This window comes from Ruegeria sp. CG4, from assembly GCF_056537185.1.
Genome location: NZ_JBQFRB010000001.1, coordinates 85,349 through 102,691, shown reverse-complemented (window position 1 = coordinate 102,691; position 17,343 = coordinate 85,349). Strand labels below are relative to the sequence as shown.

Below are 17,343 nucleotides of genomic sequence, written 5' to 3'. Positions count from 1 at the left end.
CAGCATAAGCGCAAACACTGTTGGCGCAAGTGAGTTCTGGGTCAGCCTTCGATCTTGCTGAGGTCGGCGACGCCCAGACAAACCCGGCGGATCTGGCTGAGCAGGTTCAGACGGTTGCGGCGGAGAATATCATTGTCGGTATTCACCTGAACCTCGTCAAAGAACGCATCGACCGGGCCGCGCAACGCGGCCATGGTAGCCATCGCCTTTGGAAAGTCCTCGGCCTTCAGCGCAGGTTCGATTTCGGCCTGCGCCTGATCCAGCGCAGCAAACAGCGCCCTTTCGCTGTCGGTCTCCGCAAATTTTATGTCGGCGCCATAGGAGTATTCGACGCCATCCTTCTCCTCGGCCTGTGTCAGGATGTTGTTGGCGCGTTTGAACCCCTGCACGAGGTTCTCTCCATCCTCGGTCGCAATCACCGCATTCAGCGCGCGGGCGCGTTTGACCAGCAGGTTGAGGTCGTCATTGCCGTCCATCGCGATACAGGCGTCGATGATGTCGTGGCGGATACCCTCGTCACGCAGGAAGACTTTGAGGCGGTCATGGAAGAAGGAGAGGAGGTCGTCAGATGCGTCTGGAACCTTTTTCTCCAGCTCAAGAAACGCCGCCGCTGGTGATCCTTCAAGCCCTTCTTTGACTGTCTGAAAGGCCGCACCAAATACGCCGTGCTCGGCGATTTTTTCCAATAGAACGCGTGTATTCGCTTCCGGCAGCGCGTCGTTGATAGCACTTTCCGCTCGAACCAATTGGCTGTCGAAGAAACGGTCCATCCGAACACGCAGATTGTTATTCAGCACCAGCCGAATAACGCCCAACGCCGCGCGGCGAAGGGCAAATGGGTCTTTCGATCCGGTCGGCTTTTCATCAATCGCCCAGAACCCGGTCAGTGTGTCCAGCTTGTCGGCAAGCGCTACGGTCACCGACAGCGGCGCGGTCGGCACGTCATCCGACGGACCCAGCGGCGAGTAGTGCTCCTGTGCCACGGCGGCCACGGTCGCGTCTTCGCCTGCGGCCGCGACGTAGTAGCGGCCCATAAGCCCCTGAAGTTCGGGGAATTCATAGACCATCTCGGAATTCAGATCGGCCTTGGCCAGACGCGCGGCTTTCTCGGCCTGATCCGCATCCGCCCCCGCCACCGGGGCCAGTTCGCGGGCCAGCGCTGCGATGCGGTCGATCCGTTCGGCCTGCGTGCCCAGTTTGTTGTGGAAGGTCACATTCTCCAGCGCACGGGTCCACTGGGCGATGTCCGACTTGGCAACGCGCAGGTCGTTCTCCCAGAAAAACTTGGCGTCTGCCAGACGCGCCGACAGAACCTTCTGGTTCCCGGCCAGAATGGTTGCCCCGTTGTCAGCGGTTTCACGGTTTGCAACGGTAATGAACTGTTCGATCCGACCCGTTTTGGGATTGCGGACCGAAAAGAACTTCTGGTGTTCCTTCATCGAGGTTTGCAGAACCTCGGGTGGCAAATCCAGGAATTCACTGTCAATCTTGCCCATCAGAACGACCGGCCATTCGACCAGACCGGCGACCTCGGCCAGTAGCCCGTTATCCTCGACCACTTCAAGACCGGCAGCGAAGGCAAGGTTCTGGGCGTCATTCCAGATATGTTCGGCGCGCTCCTCGGGAGACAATACAACAAAGGCTCGCTTCAACTTGGCCGAATAGTCCTCGAAAGACGAAACCGAGAAACGATCCGGCGCCATGAAGCGATGACCGGCGGTTCTGTCCCCGGCGGTGATCCCCTCGACCTCAAGCGGAACCACCTGCGCTCCGGCCTCGTCGGTCAGGATACACAGGATCGAGTGCAAAGGGCGTACCCAGCGCATCGGGCCACTGCCCCAGCGCATCGATTTGGGCCAAGGGAAATTGCGGATGGTGGCCTCAAGCACCTCGGACACGATATCGGCAGCCGGGCGACCCGACTTTTTGATGGTTGCGAAATAAACCGCCCCTTTGGGCGTTTCCCGTTCTTCCAACTGATCGCGGGTCAGGCCAGCGCCGCGCAAAAACCCTTCGATGGCTTTGTCCGGTGCGCCGACCTTGGGGCCTTTACGCTCTTCCCGGATAGTGGGGCTTTCGGCCAGCAGCCCCTCGACCGCCAGTGTCAGACGGCGCGGAGTTGTCATTGCTGCGGCCCCGGCATACGTCAGACCGGCCTCGACCAGACCATCTGTCACCTTCTTTTTCAGATCCTCACCCGCACGGCGCTGCATGCGTGCGGGGATTTCCTCGGAAAACAGTTCGATCAGCAGGTCGGGCATTTTCGGTCCTTAGAAATTCACGATCGTCTGGATGACGATGGCGTTGGCGATATCCACAAAGAATGCGGATACAAGGGGCAGCACGATAAAGGCAATAGGCGACGGCCCATATCGCTTGGTCACGGCGGTCATATTTGCGATGGCGGTCGGAGTGGCACCCAGCGCAAAACCTCCGAACCCGGCAGCCAGCACCGCAGCGCGGTAATTCGACCCCATGATCGGAAACAGCACCCAGATAACGAATGCCACCGCAAACAGGGTTTGCGCGGTCATGATTGCGGCGATTGCAATTCCAAGTTCCGCAATGGTCCACAATTGCAGGCTCATCAGTGACATGGCCAAAAAAGCACCCAACGCGAACTCGGAGATCAGCGCCAGCGACGGAGTTCGCGCAACCGGAGGGGCTGAGGGCGCGATGGCCGATCGGACGTTGGCGATCACGATGCCCATGATCAGGCAGGGCACGAACAATGGCAGTTTGAGCCCGGCTGCCGTGATGACTTCGCTGAGTGCGTAACCAAGAATGATGGCCAGATTCAGATGAAGCAAAACGCGCATCACCGTCAGGTGATCTATTCCGGCGCTCGCTTCATCCGGATTGTCCGGCAGACCGACGGTGTGCTCTTCTTCCGGCCGATCCGGGCTGAGGCTGCGCCCTTCGATCAGAAACCGAGCGACGGGGCCGCCGACAAGCGCAGCCAGAACAAGACCCAGCGTGGCCACGGCCACACCAAGTTCAGTCGCGCCTTCCAGACCGGTGGCCCGGCCCACTTCCGGGGCCCATGCGATTGCAGTACCGTGACCGCCGATCAGCGCGGCAGAGCCAAACAATACTCCGGATTGCATCGGGTACCCGAACACGACAGCCCCAACCGCGCCAATGACGTTTTGCGCAACAATTGTGATCAGAGTTAGGACAAGAAGCAAAAACAGGGGCTTGCCGCCCGCAATCAGATCCGACAATCGGGCATTCAATCCGATCCCGGCAAAGAACAGCACCAGAAGGAAGTCCCGCGCCGCCAAACCAAAGGACAGTTCAAGACCCGCCACCAAATACAGCAGAAGCACAACGAGCGACGCCAGCAGCCCCCCTGTTACCGGTTCGGGGATGTTGAACTGACGCAGAGTTGCGACCCGGGCGTTGATCTCGGCACCGATCAGGTAAACCGCAAATCCCAGCGTCGCTGTCAGGAAATCGGGGATCTGGACCGTATCAACCAAAATGAACCTCTTACTCCTGTGGCCGCGGCGGACATTCTTCGCCCACAACTGTCCCGTCATAAGCCTTTTCGCCGCAATTGTTCAGCCTGTGCCAGACATAGCCCTGCCCGCCATCGGTCACGGCCACAATGCGATCGACCCCGAAATGGACGTTTTTAATGGCGACATACGCCCGCGCATGTCCGGTTTTCAGCGCATCGGCGACGGCCAAGGCATCATAGCAGTCAAACCAGCCGGGCGCGGTTAGCGGTTCGGGATCGTCGGCAGGCATGAAGGCTGCGGACAAATCTTCCAATGTCAGCTCTGTTTCGAAACAGGCGCGATAGCGGATCGGCGAACTATCCGCGTCAATCGCCTCAAATGCGCTGTATTTGATAGCAACCGGCTGGTTCGTTTTGACTTCCGTCAGAACGACATCCTTGCCCGGTTTCGCTTCGACATCATAGTAGAACCCGTAAATCTGCAAATAATACATGCTGATGCCCGCGATGGCCGCGCACATCAACAGAATGACAACAAGGACCTTTCCGGCCGAACTTTTTCTTTTTTCGCTCATGCTGCCCCTTCATTCATCGTTGAAAATAGGACAACCTCGCGCAGATTGCAGAACTGATCGAGGCACCCTGAATGGAAACGACCCTTGCCATCGGCTTTTTTGGCGCGCTTTTCGCGATTATGAACCCGGTCACCAACCTGCCGGTGTTCCTGAGCGTCACACAGAGCCTGTCCGTCGCCGACCAGCGAAAAGTTGCGATCAAGACTGCTGTCTATTGCCTGATCCTGGGTGGAGGGTTTGCCGTCATCGGCAGTCAGGTATTGGGTCTTTTTGGAATCAGCGTCGACGACCTGCGCGTTGCCGGGGGCCTTGTCGTTCTGATGTTCGGGCTGAACATGCTGAACGGTAACGAAAGCAGTTCGCACCATGGCACGCAGGATGAAAAGCAATCCTATGCGACGCTTGAAGCGGTCGCTTTTTACCCGCTTGCATTTCCCATTCTCGTTGGTCCCGGAACGATTACAACCTTGATCCTGTATGCTCATCGCATCAAAAGCCCGACCGAAGCCATTGTCTACACATGTGTTTTTCTTGCAGTCGTGTCGTTGCTTCTGATCACGTTCTGGAACGCCACGGCCCTGGCAAAGCGGCTGTCTGACAACGCGCGCGTGATCATGAGCCGGTTCATGGGCATGATCCTGTCGGCCATCGCAATCGGCATGATCGCGGACGGCCTGAAGGCATTGCTTCCCGGTTTGGCCTGACCGGCCCATCAGCCCGCGTGACCGGCGGCCCCGGTCAGAACAAACGCATCCGCACATTGTTTGGCCAGCGCCCGCACACGCCCGATATACGCCTGACGCTCCGTCACCGAGATCACGCCACGGGCATCAAGCAGGTTGAAGATGTGCGAGGCCTTTATGCATTGGTCATAAGCGGGGTGCGCCATGATGATACGCTTCCCGGTCTTGGGATCGTCATGTTTCTGCGCCAGAATGGCGGCGCATTCTGCCTCGGCCTCTTCGAAGTGACGCAACAATACCTCGGTGTTGGCCACATCGAAGTTCCAGCGGGCGTATTCCTCTTCGGTCTGTTTGAAGATGTCGCCATAGGTCAAAGGGCTGGGCGATTGCGGGTCATTGAACGGCATATCCATCACGTGATCGATGCCCAGCACATACATCGCCAGACGCTCGAGCCCATAGGTCAGTTCACCCGAGACCGGCGCGCAATCATGTCCGCCGACCTGCTGGAAATAGGTGAACTGGCTGACTTCCATCCCGTCGCACCAGACTTCCCAGCCAAGACCCCATGCGCCCAGAGTTGGGCTTTCCCAGTCATCTTCGACAAATCGGATGTCGTGCAAACCCATGTCGATGCCGATCGCCTCGAGGCTGCCCAGATACAACTCCTGCAGATCGGGCGGGCTGGGTTTGATCAGCACCTGATACTGATAATAGTGCTGCAACCGGTTCGGGTTTTCGCCATAGCGACCATCAGTGGGACGGCGCGAGGGCTGCACATAGGCCGCAGCCCAGGGTTTGGACCCCAGCGAGCGGAGCGTCGTGGCAGGATGAAACGTGCCAGCTCCAACTTCCATGTCATAGGGCTGCAGAATGGCGCATCCTTTGGTGGCCCAGTAGGTCTGAAGCCTCAGGATGATCTCCTGAAATGAACGTGGAGCGCTGGACGGTTCGGTCATGACATTTCCCCTGGACGCCGCAGCATCCGTTTCCGGTCGGTTTTGCCCTTCCTATGCAAGGGGTCCGGGGGCGTCAACGGGCCAGTGGGCTCGTCATGTCTCTGTGCGGCCACACTGGAAATTCCCCGTAATCTGGCCATGGCGTTCCGAGGCTGATTTGGCGTATTCTCCGGGCTGAAAAAACTCTGCGAAACACAGGCGGACAATGGCACGCATATTCACTTCAATTGCATTTCTTTTTCTACTGGGTGTGCGCGCCGTTTTTGCGCAACAGGATACGGGTGTCTGGGTCCAGATCGAGGCACAACCGACCTTGCAGGCGGCGCAGGATCGGGCGCAGATCTATGCAAATACCCTGCCCGACGTGAATGGGTTTCGCCTTAACAGCGGCTGGTATGCCATTGTAATAGGACCCTATTTACGATCAGATGCGGATCAGGTTCTGCAGGTTTACCGGGCTGAGGGTCAAATCCCGTCGGACAGTTTCATTGCCTTTTCGAACGCACTGGGGCCGCAATTCTGGCCAGTTGGTGCGAACGTTCTGGATCGGGGCGCGGTAACGCCGCCGGTTCAAACCCAGGCGCAAACAGAACAGCCGCAAGCTGCAGCGGTTCCGCAAGATGCCGATGAAACCCGATCGCAAGCTCTGCAGGGCGAACGTCTGCTGACTGCGCAGGAACGCAAAGACCTGCAGTCAGCATTGCAGTCGGAGGGTTTCTATAACTCGACGATCGACGGGGCATTTGGTCAGGGTACACGCCGTTCCATGGCCGAATGGCAGCGCTTCAATGGGTTTGAAACCACCGGCGTTCTGACGACGCTGCAGCGCAAGGCCTTGATGGATGACTACAATGCACCGCTGATCAGCGTTGGCATGAAGCGTTATGCAGACCCGCAGGCCGGTATTGAACTGGACTTGCCGCTGGGTGTTGTGGCCTTTGACCGCTACGAAGCACCGTTTGCGCATTTCAATGCGACCTCAGATCTAAATGCACAGGTGCTGTTGATCAGCCAGGAAGGTGACAAAGCGACGTTGCGCGCTTTGTACGAGGTGATGCAGTCGTTGGAAATTGTTCCGCTGAACGGCCCGCGCACCCTGCGGGGCGATCGCTTCACGCTGGAAGGCCGCGGGAAAGGGATTGTATCCTACACGCAGGCCGCATTGAAGGATGGCAAGATCAAGGGCTTCACCCTGGTCTGGCCGGAAGGGGACGAGGCGCGCCGTGCACGCGTACTGGCCTCCATCAACGCCAGCTTTACCACAAGGGATGCGGTCCTTGACGCCGGTGCCGGCGCGGATGCGGAACAGCGGATCGACCTGGTTTCAGGCTTGCAGGTGCGTAAACCGCGCTTGTCCCGCTCGGGCTTCTTCGCCGCTGCCAACGGTACGGTTCTGACGGTTTCGGAAGTGGCAAACAACTGCACCCGTATGACCCTGGACGACGATCAGGAGGTTCAGGTGGCGTGGGACGATGCCGATCTAGGCGTGGCCGTGTTGCGCCCAAGCCGGGCACTTGCCCCCATGAGCGTGGCCGAATTCAGCGCAGATGAGCCTCGTATCCGATCCGAAGTGGCCGTATCTGGCTTTTCCTATCTGGGCGCATTGGGTGCACCAACACTGACTTTCGGTCAAGTCGCCGATGTGCGGGGCCTGAATGGCGAAGATGGAATAAAACGTCTTACACTGGTCGCACAGCCCGGCGATGCAGGCGGTCCGGTGTTCGACGACAGCGGAAACGTGGTCGGGATGCTTCTGCCTAAGGCCTCTGACGGTCGCACCCTGCCCGACTCGGTCAGTCTTGCCGCCTCGGTTGATCGACTGCGTACAGTCCTGGATAAAGCCGGTGTTGCAGGTCAGCCTGGGCAGGCAGTCGGTGAAATTTCACCAAACGAGTTGAACCGCCGCGCAACCGGAATGACTGTTCTGGTTCACTGCTGGGACTAAGAAACCGTTAGGTTCCACTAATGGCGTCGCCAGACCAGGCGGCGCCATATCTGTTTTCCGAAGCTTCAGAATATGTCCGGTGTGACGCGGATCAGCGTGGGCACCGGCGCATCCAACGCCGCACGGATGGCGGATTGCAAGCCGACCCCCGAGTTGGGCTGCGACGACAACGCGCCAAATGCTTCGGCCAGCTTGCAGAAATCTGGATTGCGAGCCTCAACGGCATTCGGCGCAATCTGGCTGCGCACCATGCTGTCTTCAATTTCCTTCAGCTTGCCATTGTCCCACAGAATGATTGGCAGGGACAAACCCAGTTCGACCGCCACGCCCAATTCCTGCATCGTGTACTGGAACCCATAGTCCCCGGCGATCACGGCCGTGGGCTTGCCGCGTCGGGCAATCGCGCCGCCAATGCCGGCAGGCAACGCATATCCCAACGTGCCGAACCCGGTCGGGTGATGCCAGTGATACGGATAGTCCATGTCCCAGAGTTCCTTTGCGACATAGGCAAACTGCGTCATATCCGAGTAAATCATCGTATCTGCGGGCAAAGCCGCGCGCATCACATCAATCGCTGCGGCGATCCCGGGGCGTTCGGCGTCGATTTCGGCCCGCCACTTGGTACGGGCGCTGGCCACCTCCTCGGCGGCCCAACCAGTTGCCGGTTTCACCTTATCCAACACCGCCCAAAGCGTTTTCGCAAAGCTTTCACCATCCGCCTGCAGCTTGATCGCTGCACGATGCCGGTCTGACAGAACCTCGGGGTCCAGATCGACGCGGATCAGTTGCGATGTGTGCCCAAGTTTGTCGCGCCAGAGATCGACTTCCCCCAGTTCCGCCCCAACGGCGACAATCAGATCCGCTGACGCGATCACATCGGCGCTGCCCGGTCGTGTCAGCATCGCCCCGAAATCCAGAGCGTAACCGGTGCCCGCCATGCCCCGCCCCGCAAAAGTGGTGAAGCATGCCGCCCCCAGTTGCGTCAATATCTGCCGCCACAGATTTGAATGCGCCCCTCCGCCCAGAATGAACAGGGGGCGGCGCGAGATATTCAGCATCGACAGGACCGGCGCGATATCAGGTGGCAGCACTTTTGTTCTGAGCCCGGGCTGATTCGGGAACGGCGCCGGGTCGGCCTCGGCCTCAAGCTGTGCGATCGGCACCTGAATGTGTTTGGGGCGTGGGCGCTTCAGCTCAAACTCTTCGAACGCGCGTTCGACCAGGCCAAAGGCCGCGTCGGCGGTGTTGGCCAGGCAGGACCAGTCCGCCACGGTTTCCGCGGCGGCGCGCTGATCCTTCATTTGATGCAACTGGCCCCGCTGGGCATTTACCTCATCCAGACAGGAGGACAGGACCAGCATCGGGACGGAATCGGAATAAGCCTGCCCCATCGGCGTCATGATATTGCACAACCCTGGTCCGGAAATCACATAAGCCACGCCCGGTTTCCCGGTAGCACGAGCATAGCCGTCGGCCATAAAGCCCGCCCCCTGCTCGTGCCGCGCCAGCACGTGCTTGATGCCCGCTTCTTCGATACCGCGATACATTTCCTGATTATGTACGCCCGGAATGCCAAAGATCACATCTACGCCACGATCCCTGAGCATATGCGAGATCTGCGCACCAAGGGTTCTTTTCATCAACTTCTCCAGAATTGAACGGTGAAGATCGCGTAAACCGCCAGCAGTTCAAGCCGACCGACCAGCATACCCGTGATCAGCAGCCATTTCGCCGTATCGCTCAACCCCGCGAAATTGCCGGCCGGTCCGATCTGATTGCCGAGGCCCGGTCCGACATTGGCAAGTGCGGTTGCAGCACCGGACACAGATGTAATGAAATCCAATCCGGTCAGAGCCAGCGCCCAGGACAGGACACCCATCGTCAGCACGAAGAACATGAAGAAGCTCATGACCGAGGTCAGAACATCTCGGCTGATGGGGCGGCCGTCATATTGCGGTGTGAACACGCCGTGTGGCGAACGAATGCGGCTGATCTGGGTTTTGATCGACGCGAACAAAAGCTGATACCGGAATACCTTGATCGAACAGGCCGTGGAGCCCGCGCAGCCACCGATCAGACCGATCAGAAAGAACAGCATAATCGGAAAATTGCCCCAACCCATGTAGTCGACGCTGGCATAGCCCGTGCCGGAAATGATCGAGGTGATGTTGAACAGCGATTCCCGCAAGGCTCTTTCCCAATGGTGCGGGAACACGGTCGTCAGAAAGACGGTCATGACAACGACCAACACCGCAATGGTCGCCAGAAAGGCGCGAATCTGGCTGTCTTGCCAAAGCGAACCGGTGTTGCCATTGGCCAGTTGCACATACCGCACGAATGGCAGTGCAGCCAGGATCATGAAAACGGCAGCGGCATACTCTGTCGGACCCGAGAATACGGCGAATGAGCTGTCATAGTTAGCAAATCCTCCGGTCGCGATGGTCGTCATCGAATGCACTGCGGCGTCGAAAAAACTCATCCCGAAGGCTGCATAGACCAGGGCACAAATCAGAGTCAGTACAACATAGATCATGGAAATCTGCCCGGCGATCTCTTGCGCGCGCGGCAGAATCTTTCCCATGGTCTCAAAGCCTTCCGAGCGGAAGATCTGCATTCCCCCGACACGCAGTTCGGGCAGGAACACCATCGCAACCACGATGATTCCGATCCCGCCCAACCATTGCAGGATTCCGCGCCACAGCAGCAATCCAGTGGGCATGCCGTCCAGGCCCGATAGAACCGTGGACCCTGTCGTAGTCAGGCCGGACATGGCCTCGAAATAGGCGTCAACGAAACGCAGTTCGGTTTCGCCGAACATGAACGGAATAGCGCCAAACACCGGCAGGGCAACCCACACGCCGGTTGTCAGCAGAAAGGTCTGGCGGATTGTCAGCCCCTCGCCCACACCGTTTGAACAGCTCATGGCCAGGACCACGCCGGTCATAACGGTAATGACGGCGCTTTCCAGAAAGACATTCCATTCGCCCCGCCCTTCGATCAGGTCAGCAAGCAACGGCAGCAGCATGGTCGCCCCTAGAATGGCGACCAACAGGCCAATCACATATCCAACCGGGCGCATATCCGTCATGAGGCGCAGCGTTGGCGCGCCTGCACGACTGTGTCAAGCGGATGTCGGGTTCAACTGTCCGATTTTGGTGCCTGAACTGGCATCGCAGGCGGTTTGGAAGGTGCCCGGGTGCGCCGCACCGGCTGTTCGGCAGCGGTTTTAGGCTTTGCCGCCGCTTGTGCCTCGGGAGCCTTGCTTGCTTGACGCGCGACAGGCTTTGGCTTGTCGTCCGGCAGTTTGGTTGTCACTATTTCGGCCGTCTTGCCTGCCTGAGACTTGGGTGCCGCCACTTTGACGGTTTCAGGCTTTGCTACCGCTTCCGGCTTGACCGCTGGCTTTTTGGGCGTCGGCGCCTTGGCCATAGTAGCGGACGATTTTGCGCTGGCAGGTTTCGGCGTGGCAGCGTTGGCGACCAGCGCGGTCTTAGGTTCCACTTTCCTTGCCACCGGTTTGGGCGTGACAGACGACGCTCTGACAACAGGTGCCTTTGGCGTTACCTGCGCTTTAGGTTTTGCCCGGATCTTGGGTTTTACCGCTGCCTTTGGCTTTGCCGCTGGCTTTGCGCGGACTGCTTCCTTAGCAGGTTCCACCGCAGAGGACTCAGACGCTGCCGCACGTAGTGCCTGCAAGGGTACTAAAGGCAACTCGATCGCAGAGCGGGTCATGATTTGCATGATCTTCATCTGATTGACCATGGCATAGCCAGCCACACGCACGGCCGCAGCCTGAAGTTCCAATGGTCCGGAAATCGGGTTCATCTACTAATTCTCCTCTGAAAGCGATGCAGGCAGAGACAGAGCAAAGGGGGTTCCCCGGTTCGGGCCCTTTGGGCGGCAGACCGAATTTGCAATCCAAGGCGTTGCACGTCCCGGCATCCTTTAAGGTGTCGCACCACCTGGTGCGATCATGCTGCATCTGCATTGTCTTGCAGACTACCCAAATATTTGTGCTTGTGCAGAATTTTTGCTGCGGTGCGGCAATAAATCGCCAAGACGCACCCTATTTTCGGAAAACTGCCCTTAAATCAGGCAGATCAACCGACGTGGAACAATGTGGTAAACAGCCGGGGATCCAGACTGGCCGCCGCAAAGGTCGGCCCTTCTGTCAGAATGGACACCGCGTCGTGGCTGTGCAGGCTTTCCTGATGACTGGCAACTACCCGGAAATCGCCGATGTGATGGTCCGCAAGCAGTTCGGCACAGAACAACCGAGCGGCGTCCTCGACAAAAATCGGGTTGGCGGCGTTCAGTTCGGCAAACGCCTGCTCATCTTCGCGCTTGACCATGACCTGAGTTTCGGTCGGAACCGCGCGACGGCACAGGGCAATCAGGTCCTCGAACCACAAGCAATCTGCGGCGCTGTCGACAACGACCGAGATTCGCGCGACCGAACGCTGCGAATGCGGTGTCGCCAGTTGCCCCCGCGATGCGCGTGCATGTTCGCTCAATTCCAGCGAACATGGGCAGGTCGAGGAATAGACGTAGTCCAGATGCATGATCTTCTGACGCACGCCGTTCTGTTCGACCAGTTCAAGCGCGATATCATAATACTGGAACCCACCCAGGCCAGAGCGGAGGCTTTCAACGCGATCGGGAAACGAGAACCGCATCTGAATACGCGCATCGAAACTGTCCAGATCGGTCTTGTAGTCATCCAGCGCTGCTTCCATCACCTCGAAACTGAAGGTGCGTTCCGCGTGTTTGTAGAAGGATCGCATGATCCGGGACATGTTGATGCCCTTTTTCCCGGCCTCAAGGCTGACAGTACCCGTGACCGAGGTTTCCAGCGTCAGATCCTCATCATTTTTGCGGTGAAAGCGGATCGGCAGGCGGAAATTCGAGATACCGACATGCTGAATTTGCTGCTTTGCGCCGCGGATCAGGCTGGACGGACCGTTTTGCAGATCGGGCAACGTCGCGCGATACGCCTCATCGACGCGAAAGTTCTGAGGGTATTGCCGCGACAAAGGGGGATAATTGGACGCAATCAAGCCGGGAACAAGCCGGGCAACCGCAGGATCAAGCTGATTTATCTCGGCCTCTGTCGCAGATTCTGCCCATTTGCGCAGAAGCTTCAGCGCCGCGGCAGCATCTTCGTCGTCAGGTGCGTCGTTCAGGTCGCCGGGGTAAACGTTCATCAATCAGATTTCCTCGGGGTTGGTCGTCGGAATATATACGACTGTCGTTCTTTTACCAGTCTTGCCCGATAGGCGCGCAGTATCAGATCGCACTGCAAAAAGTAATGCAAAACCGTCATTTTCAACAAGAATGCGCCGTTCCTTGCGAAATTCCCGCATTGGTTCGCAAGTCGCGATAGCCCAGGACTGGATGTCTGTCGCAAACGGGACAGTTAAGTCAAATTTCCCGACCTAGCCTTTCAGTAGGTGCAAAGGGTGCAGGACCCCAGCAAAGGAAAGGAAGGGCATGAGAGACATTCTTGATCTTGACCGGTTTCCAATCGACAAACCCGGCAGCCCGGAATGGGACGCGCTTGTCGAAACTTGTCGCAAAGACCTTGAAGCGACCGGAATGTTCAACCTCGAAGGGTTGATGCACAGCAAGGTCGCGGCAGCGGCGGTAGCGGAAATGGCCCCCCGATTTGACAGCGAAGCATTTCTGCACGAGCGCCGACACAACATTTACTTCAAAAAGATCGACAGCCTGCCGGGCGACCACCCGGCTTTGCAGGAGTTTCAGACATCCAACCGGACGCTTTGCGCGGACCAGATCCCTGACTCTGCCTTGCTCAGACTTTATGAATGGCCCGAATTCGCCCGATTTCTGGCGGCGACGATGGACAAACCCACTTTGTATGTGATGGACGATCCGATGGCCCGGGTGAACGTAATGTCCTATCGCGAGGGTCAGGCCCTGAACTGGCATTTTGACCGGTCAGAGTTCACTACAACGATGCTGTTACAGGCACCGGATCAGGGTGGCGCTTTTGAGTACCGGAAAGACCTGCGCAGTGAAGCCGACCCGAACTATGACGGCGTCGCAAGACTGCTGAGCGGCAACGATGAAAACAGTCGGGCTATTTCCCTGAGCCCCGGAACCCTGAACGTGTTCAAGGGCAAGAATACCGCCCATCGGGTGACGCCCGTAGCAGGAAGCAAGCCACGAATAATTGCCGTGTTCTCCTATTACGAAAATCCCGGCGTCACGTTTTCGGATACCGAGCGGATGGGTTTCTACGGACGGGCCTGAGGCACGTGCACCCTGCGGCGACTGCAAGCCACAGGGTGCATCTGTCTACTTTTGCGATGCCGCAAGCGCCTGTTGAATGTCCGCCAGAAGATCTGTCGGGTCTTCCAGCCCGATTGAAAGGCGGATCAGGCCCGGCGTGATGCCCAACTCATCCCGCTGCTTCTCACTCAGGCGCTGGTGCGTGGTTGTGGCGGGGTGTGTCGCGATCGACTTCGCATCACCCAGATTGTTCGAGATCACCGGAATGGTCATGGCATTCAGGAATGCAAAGGCTGCTTCTTTTCCGCCTTTGATATCCAACGACAGAACCGTTCCGCCCTTGCCGCCCAACTGATCCTGAACAAGCGCGTTTTGCGCATGGGTTTTCAGCCCCGGATACAACGTGCGAACCAGAGCAGGATGCCCTTCAAGCGCTTCCGCAACTGTCTGCGCCGTCTCGGCCTGCGCGTTTACGCGCAACGACATCGTTTCCAGCCCTTTCAGCATGATCCAGGCGTTGAACGGGCTCAGCGCGCCGCCTGTATGCTTGAGATACGGCTCGACCGTGCCACGGATGAATTCCTTAGTGCCGATGATCACACCACCCAGAGCACGCCCCTGCCCGTCTATGTGTTTGGTGGCTGAATACACAACCACGTCGGCACCCTGCTCGATCGCGCGCGAGAAGACCGGGGTCGAGAACACATTGTCGACGATAACCACTGCACCGACCGCATGAGCAAGCCGGGACACTGCGGCAATATCAATGACCTCAAGCGTGGGGTTCGACATGGATTCGAAGAAAACAGCCTTGGTGTCCGGCCGGATCGCAGCCTCCCACGCGGCCAGATCGGTTCCGTCCACAAACGTCACCTCAACGCCATACCGCGTCAGGATGCTTTCAAGAATATACAGACAGGAGCCAAACAACGCCTTGGCCGAAACAACATGGTCACCGGCCTGCAGCATCGACGTCAGCGCGCCGTTCACGGCCGCCATGCCGGAAGCGGTGGCAAACGCATCTTCACCGCCTTCCAGAGCGGCGATGCGCTGTTCGAACATCGCCACGGTTGGGTTGCCATAGCGGGCATAGATGAACTCATCCGGGCCGGATTCGATGAATCGCGCCTCGGCCTGCTCGGCAGTGTCATAGACGAAACCCTGCGTCAGAAAGATCGCTTCGCTGACCTCGTTATACTGGCTGCGGCGAATACCGCCATGAACGGCTTGAGTGCGTTTGTTCCAGGTCTCGCTCATCTTTTTCCTTTCCGCCCCCGACGCGGGAGGCAAACAAAAAACCCCAGACGCGGCCAAGCGAAAGGGGTCTTTCATCCTGACCTTTTAGCGGTGTTGTTTAGCGTGGCCCGCAATCCGGTAACAAATCGCCACGTAGCTCTGTGCTGCCATACGCCTCGGGCCGCTATTCGTCAAGGCTGCGCTTGGTTCTGTCACGCTTTCGTAACCGCCTCTTGCCGAACCGGCAGAAAGCCGCATGATCGCCGATACACGGAGGAGCCATGACCAAACCAATCGATCTGTATTTCTGGCCGACACCGAATGGCTGGAAGGTTTCCATTGCCCTGGAAGAGATGGGCCTGCCCTACACAACCCATCTGATCAATATCGGCAAGGGTGATCAGTTTGACCCCGAATTTCTGAAGATTTCGCCGAACAACCGCATGCCCGCAATTGTCGACCCCGACGGCCCGGACGGCGCCCCGGTTTCGGTCTTCGAAAGCGGCGCGATCCTGATGTATCTGGCCCGCAAGACGGGACGGTTCTATGGCGAAACCGAGCGTGATCGCATTGCCGTCGAAGAATGGCTGATGTGGCAAATGGGCGGCGTCGGCCCCATGGCCGGTCAGGCGCACCACTTCCTCAAATACGCCCCGAACATGGACCCGCCGCAGGACCACCCCTATCCGAAGGACCGCTACCGGGCAGAGGTTGGGCGTCTGTATGGCGTACTGGATCGTCGGCTGGCGGAAAACGAGTACGTCGCGGGCGATTTTTATTCCATCGCCGACATGTCAATCTGGGGCTGGGCCAGCCTGTGGGAAGGTCAACAGCAAGTGCTTGAGGACAAGCCCCATTTTGCGCGCTGGCTGGAAGCCGTCAGTGCCCGCCCCGGCGTGCAGGCCGGTCGCGCGCTGCATGCCGATTTGCGCGGCGATCACCGGGACAAGCAATCGCAAGGGGTGCTATTCAAGCGATAATGTTGTGAAGAAGCCAGATTGGGCTCTCAATGATCATCTGCTGTTTCTACCTTGGCCATACCAAAGACCGCTAGCGAAACAGGAATTCAGGCTCCGCCGGCAAAGGCATCAGCTTGTTTTTCCGGAGACCCTTCCGCATTTGCGCAGCATTGCTGCCGTCCGTACGCATCCGGGCGGTCAGGACAAAAGCCGCATGCCCTGTCTCTGTTGTTTGAGCTGGGCCGACTGAACGCTCTGTCTTTTTGAAATCCACGCCAATCGGTTTTTTCGACCGCGCAGAGCGGAAGTTTGGAACCGAATGCTGTTTCCGATCTGTTTCTTCCTCCGACCGTGACAACTCAACGCCCTTCTGCTGCTGCAATTCTGAGAGGTACGTTGTTGCAATCCCAAGGTGCCTGCGTTCGAAGGCGTAAGCATTCAGTGCCTCATCGATCATTTTGGCGGTGTGTACATATCCTTTTGATCGCGTGAACTCTGAAAGTTCGACAAAACGATCGTGGATCTGGCTCTCATCCGGTCGGACATTTTTTTTGAGCGATCCATTTTGTGTTACGTTGGGCATCCGGACTGACTTCGAGAAGACGTTGAGTGGTGCACTGTCAAGCCCAGGCTTTGACAAAGGCCGACGCGCAAAGATGCTTGCAAGTACCCTTCCGGCACCAGAGAGTCGACCAACCGGCGTCAAAGCGGCGGAAAAGCGCCTTATACTCACACATGGATCATAAAGCACGTATCCATGAGCGCCGGACCGCAAGTCTTGCAACCGGCAAGCGTCCACTTTGTCCGTAAGGCAGACCTATCCCTCCCCCCGCACCAACACATCCAGCATCCCCGAGATATCCTCGATCTCTTCCGCGATCACATGTGTCACCGAATGCGCCCGCTGCATCCGGCCCGTTACCCTCAACAACCGCCCCGAGATCACCGCGCGGCGGAATTGTTCGTAGATCTTGCGCCAGACCACCACGTTGACGATGCCGGTCTCATCCTCAAGCGTGACGAATATCACCCCCTTGGCCGTCCCCGGTCTCTGCCGCAGGATCACCAGCCCCGCCACCGTCACGCGTGCACCTTCGGGCGGGGCGTTCAGTTGGCAGGCGGGCAGGCACGCGGGCGGGCGCGGCCAATCGCTGTTTTGATCTGTGGGGCGAACAGGGACAACAAGCATAAGAACAAAAATAGAACAAATGACAAGAAAGTCCAGTCGCGGCACGCCGAGTCGCAAATGAGGCTGGAAAGAGCTAAATGCC

General features: G+C 58.1%; 15 protein-coding genes and 1 riboswitch. Of the genes, 4 read left to right on the top strand and 11 right to left on the bottom strand.

Annotated features, from left to right (window positions below; translation table 11 throughout):
* Positions 1 to 41: 41 nt before the first annotated feature.
* Genes glyS through ACR0J2_RS00520 form a run of 3 tightly spaced genes read right to left on the bottom strand, consistent with a single transcriptional unit; the run spans position 42 to position 4,038 of the window.
* Positions 42 to 2,261, bottom strand: coding sequence for a glycine--tRNA ligase subunit beta (gene glyS, locus ACR0J2_RS00530; protein ID WP_480811372.1), 2,220 nt, complete (start codon positions 2,259 to 2,261; stop codon positions 42 to 44).
* A gap of 9 nt (positions 2,262 to 2,270) precedes the next feature.
* Positions 2,271 to 3,482: a sodium/glutamate symporter gene (gene gltS / locus ACR0J2_RS00525; protein WP_480811371.1), complete on the bottom strand. Its 1,212-nt coding sequence runs from the start codon at positions 3,480 to 3,482 to the stop codon at positions 2,271 to 2,273.
* Positions 3,483 to 3,492: 10 nt separating this feature from the next.
* Positions 3,493 to 4,038: a DUF6446 family protein gene (locus ACR0J2_RS00520; protein WP_480526430.1), complete on the bottom strand. Its 546-nt coding sequence runs from the start codon at positions 4,036 to 4,038 to the stop codon at positions 3,493 to 3,495.
* 71 nt (positions 4,039 to 4,109) lie between these two features.
* Here ACR0J2_RS00520 and ACR0J2_RS00515 point away from each other — a divergent pair, with 71 nt between their 5' ends.
* Positions 4,110 to 4,742 carry a MarC family protein gene (locus ACR0J2_RS00515; RefSeq protein ID WP_480811370.1) on the top strand — a complete coding sequence of 211 codons (633 nt, stop codon included), beginning with the start codon at positions 4,110 to 4,112 and terminating at the stop codon, positions 4,740 to 4,742.
* 8 nt (positions 4,743 to 4,750) lie between these two features.
* Here the strand turns inward: ACR0J2_RS00515 and ACR0J2_RS00510 are convergent, their stop codons facing one another.
* Positions 4,751 to 5,680, bottom strand: a complete 930-nt coding sequence (locus tag ACR0J2_RS00510; RefSeq protein WP_480811369.1) for a glycine--tRNA ligase subunit alpha — start codon at positions 5,678 to 5,680, stop codon at positions 4,751 to 4,753.
* A gap of 205 nt (positions 5,681 to 5,885) precedes the next feature.
* Between ACR0J2_RS00510 and ACR0J2_RS00505 the strand changes: the two genes are divergently transcribed.
* The gene (locus tag ACR0J2_RS00505; RefSeq protein ID WP_480811368.1) at positions 5,886 to 7,625 is read left to right on the top strand and encodes a serine protease; all 1,740 of its coding nucleotides are present in this window, start codon (positions 5,886 to 5,888) and stop codon (positions 7,623 to 7,625) included.
* A gap of 65 nt (positions 7,626 to 7,690) precedes the next feature.
* Here the strand turns inward: ACR0J2_RS00505 and ACR0J2_RS00500 are convergent, their stop codons facing one another.
* The 4 genes from ACR0J2_RS00500 to folE2 form a co-directional block, all read right to left on the bottom strand.
* Positions 7,691 to 9,265, bottom strand: a complete 1,575-nt coding sequence (locus tag ACR0J2_RS00500; RefSeq protein WP_480811367.1) for a thiamine pyrophosphate-binding protein — start codon at positions 9,263 to 9,265, stop codon at positions 7,691 to 7,693.
* Positions 9,265 to 10,713 (bottom strand): TrkH family potassium uptake protein, encoded by a 1,449-nt coding sequence (locus ACR0J2_RS00495; RefSeq protein ID WP_170616471.1) that lies wholly within the window; start codon positions 10,711 to 10,713, stop codon positions 9,265 to 9,267. The genes ACR0J2_RS00500 and ACR0J2_RS00495 overlap by 1 nt, the downstream gene beginning before the upstream one ends.
* Positions 10,714 to 10,763: 50 nt before the next feature.
* Positions 10,764 to 11,450, bottom strand: coding sequence for a hypothetical protein (locus tag ACR0J2_RS00490; RefSeq protein WP_480811366.1), 687 nt, complete (start codon positions 11,448 to 11,450; stop codon positions 10,764 to 10,766).
* 275 nt (positions 11,451 to 11,725) lie between these two features.
* The gene (folE2, locus tag ACR0J2_RS00485) at positions 11,726 to 12,829 is read right to left on the bottom strand and encodes a GTP cyclohydrolase FolE2 (protein ID WP_480526420.1); all 1,104 of its coding nucleotides are present in this window, start codon (positions 12,827 to 12,829) and stop codon (positions 11,726 to 11,728) included.
* A 286-nt stretch (positions 12,830 to 13,115) separates the two neighbouring features.
* Between folE2 and ACR0J2_RS00480 the strand changes: the two genes are divergently transcribed.
* Positions 13,116 to 13,898 carry a HalD/BesD family halogenase gene (locus ACR0J2_RS00480; protein ID WP_480811365.1) on the top strand — a complete coding sequence of 261 codons (783 nt, stop codon included), beginning with the start codon at positions 13,116 to 13,118 and terminating at the stop codon, positions 13,896 to 13,898.
* A gap of 45 nt (positions 13,899 to 13,943) precedes the next feature.
* Here ACR0J2_RS00480 and metZ read toward each other — a convergent pair whose 3' ends face one another.
* A complete protein-coding gene (gene metZ / locus ACR0J2_RS00475) occupies positions 13,944 to 15,134 on the bottom strand; it encodes an O-succinylhomoserine sulfhydrylase (RefSeq protein ID WP_480811364.1) in 1,191 nt (396 codons plus the stop codon).
* A gap of 64 nt (positions 15,135 to 15,198) precedes the next feature.
* A riboswitch (SAM riboswitch) is annotated at positions 15,199 to 15,276 on the bottom strand.
* A 118-nt stretch (positions 15,277 to 15,394) separates the two neighbouring features.
* On the opposite strand from metZ, the gene ACR0J2_RS00470 reads away from it, so the two are divergent.
* Complete coding sequence (locus ACR0J2_RS00470; RefSeq protein WP_480811363.1) at positions 15,395 to 16,093, top strand: glutathione S-transferase N-terminal domain-containing protein; 699 nt, start codon at positions 15,395 to 15,397, stop codon at positions 16,091 to 16,093.
* Between the two features lie 70 nt (positions 16,094 to 16,163).
* Here ACR0J2_RS00470 and ACR0J2_RS00465 read toward each other — a convergent pair whose 3' ends face one another.
* Positions 16,164 to 16,655 (bottom strand): hypothetical protein, encoded by a 492-nt coding sequence (locus ACR0J2_RS00465; protein WP_480811362.1) that lies wholly within the window; start codon positions 16,653 to 16,655, stop codon positions 16,164 to 16,166.
* A gap of 234 nt (positions 16,656 to 16,889) precedes the next feature.
* Positions 16,890 to 17,261 (bottom strand): OB-fold nucleic acid binding domain-containing protein, encoded by a 372-nt coding sequence (locus ACR0J2_RS00460; RefSeq protein ID WP_170806116.1) that lies wholly within the window; start codon positions 17,259 to 17,261, stop codon positions 16,890 to 16,892.
* Between the last annotated feature and the right edge of the window lie 82 nt (positions 17,262 to 17,343).

Bases quoted from the DNA above. Each gene is read 5' to 3' on its own strand.
- ACR0J2_RS00510 (WP_480811369.1), bottom strand. From the start codon at position 5,680: ATGACCGAACCGTCCAGCGCTCCACGTTCATTTCAGGAGATCATCCTG.
- ACR0J2_RS00465 (WP_480811362.1), bottom strand. From the start codon at position 16,655: ATGCCCAACGTAACACAAAATGGATCGCTCAAAAAAAATGTCCGACCG.
- ACR0J2_RS00505 (WP_480811368.1), top strand. From the start codon at position 5,886: ATGGCACGCATATTCACTTCAATTGCATTTCTTTTTCTACTGGGTGTG.
- ACR0J2_RS00515 (WP_480811370.1), top strand. From the start codon at position 4,110: ATGGAAACGACCCTTGCCATCGGCTTTTTTGGCGCGCTTTTCGCGATT.
- folE2 (WP_480526420.1), bottom strand. From the start codon at position 12,829: ATGAACGTTTACCCCGGCGACCTGAACGACGCACCTGACGACGAAGAT.
- ACR0J2_RS00495 (WP_170616471.1), bottom strand. From the start codon at position 10,713: ATGACGGATATGCGCCCGGTTGGATATGTGATTGGCCTGTTGGTCGCC.
- ACR0J2_RS00500 (WP_480811367.1), bottom strand. From the start codon at position 9,265: ATGAAAAGAACCCTTGGTGCGCAGATCTCGCATATGCTCAGGGATCGT.
- ACR0J2_RS00470 (WP_480811363.1), top strand. From the start codon at position 15,395: ATGACCAAACCAATCGATCTGTATTTCTGGCCGACACCGAATGGCTGG.
- ACR0J2_RS00520 (WP_480526430.1), bottom strand. From the start codon at position 4,038: ATGAGCGAAAAAAGAAAAAGTTCGGCCGGAAAGGTCCTTGTTGTCATT.
- metZ (WP_480811364.1), bottom strand. From the start codon at position 15,134: ATGAGCGAGACCTGGAACAAACGCACTCAAGCCGTTCATGGCGGTATT.
- ACR0J2_RS00480 (WP_480811365.1), top strand. From the start codon at position 13,116: ATGAGAGACATTCTTGATCTTGACCGGTTTCCAATCGACAAACCCGGC.
- ACR0J2_RS00490 (WP_480811366.1), bottom strand. From the start codon at position 11,450: ATGAACCCGATTTCCGGACCATTGGAACTTCAGGCTGCGGCCGTGCGT.
- glyS (WP_480811372.1), bottom strand. From the start codon at position 2,261: ATGCCCGACCTGCTGATCGAACTGTTTTCCGAGGAAATCCCCGCACGC.
- ACR0J2_RS00460 (WP_170806116.1), bottom strand. From the start codon at position 17,261: ATGCTTGTTGTCCCTGTTCGCCCCACAGATCAAAACAGCGATTGGCCG.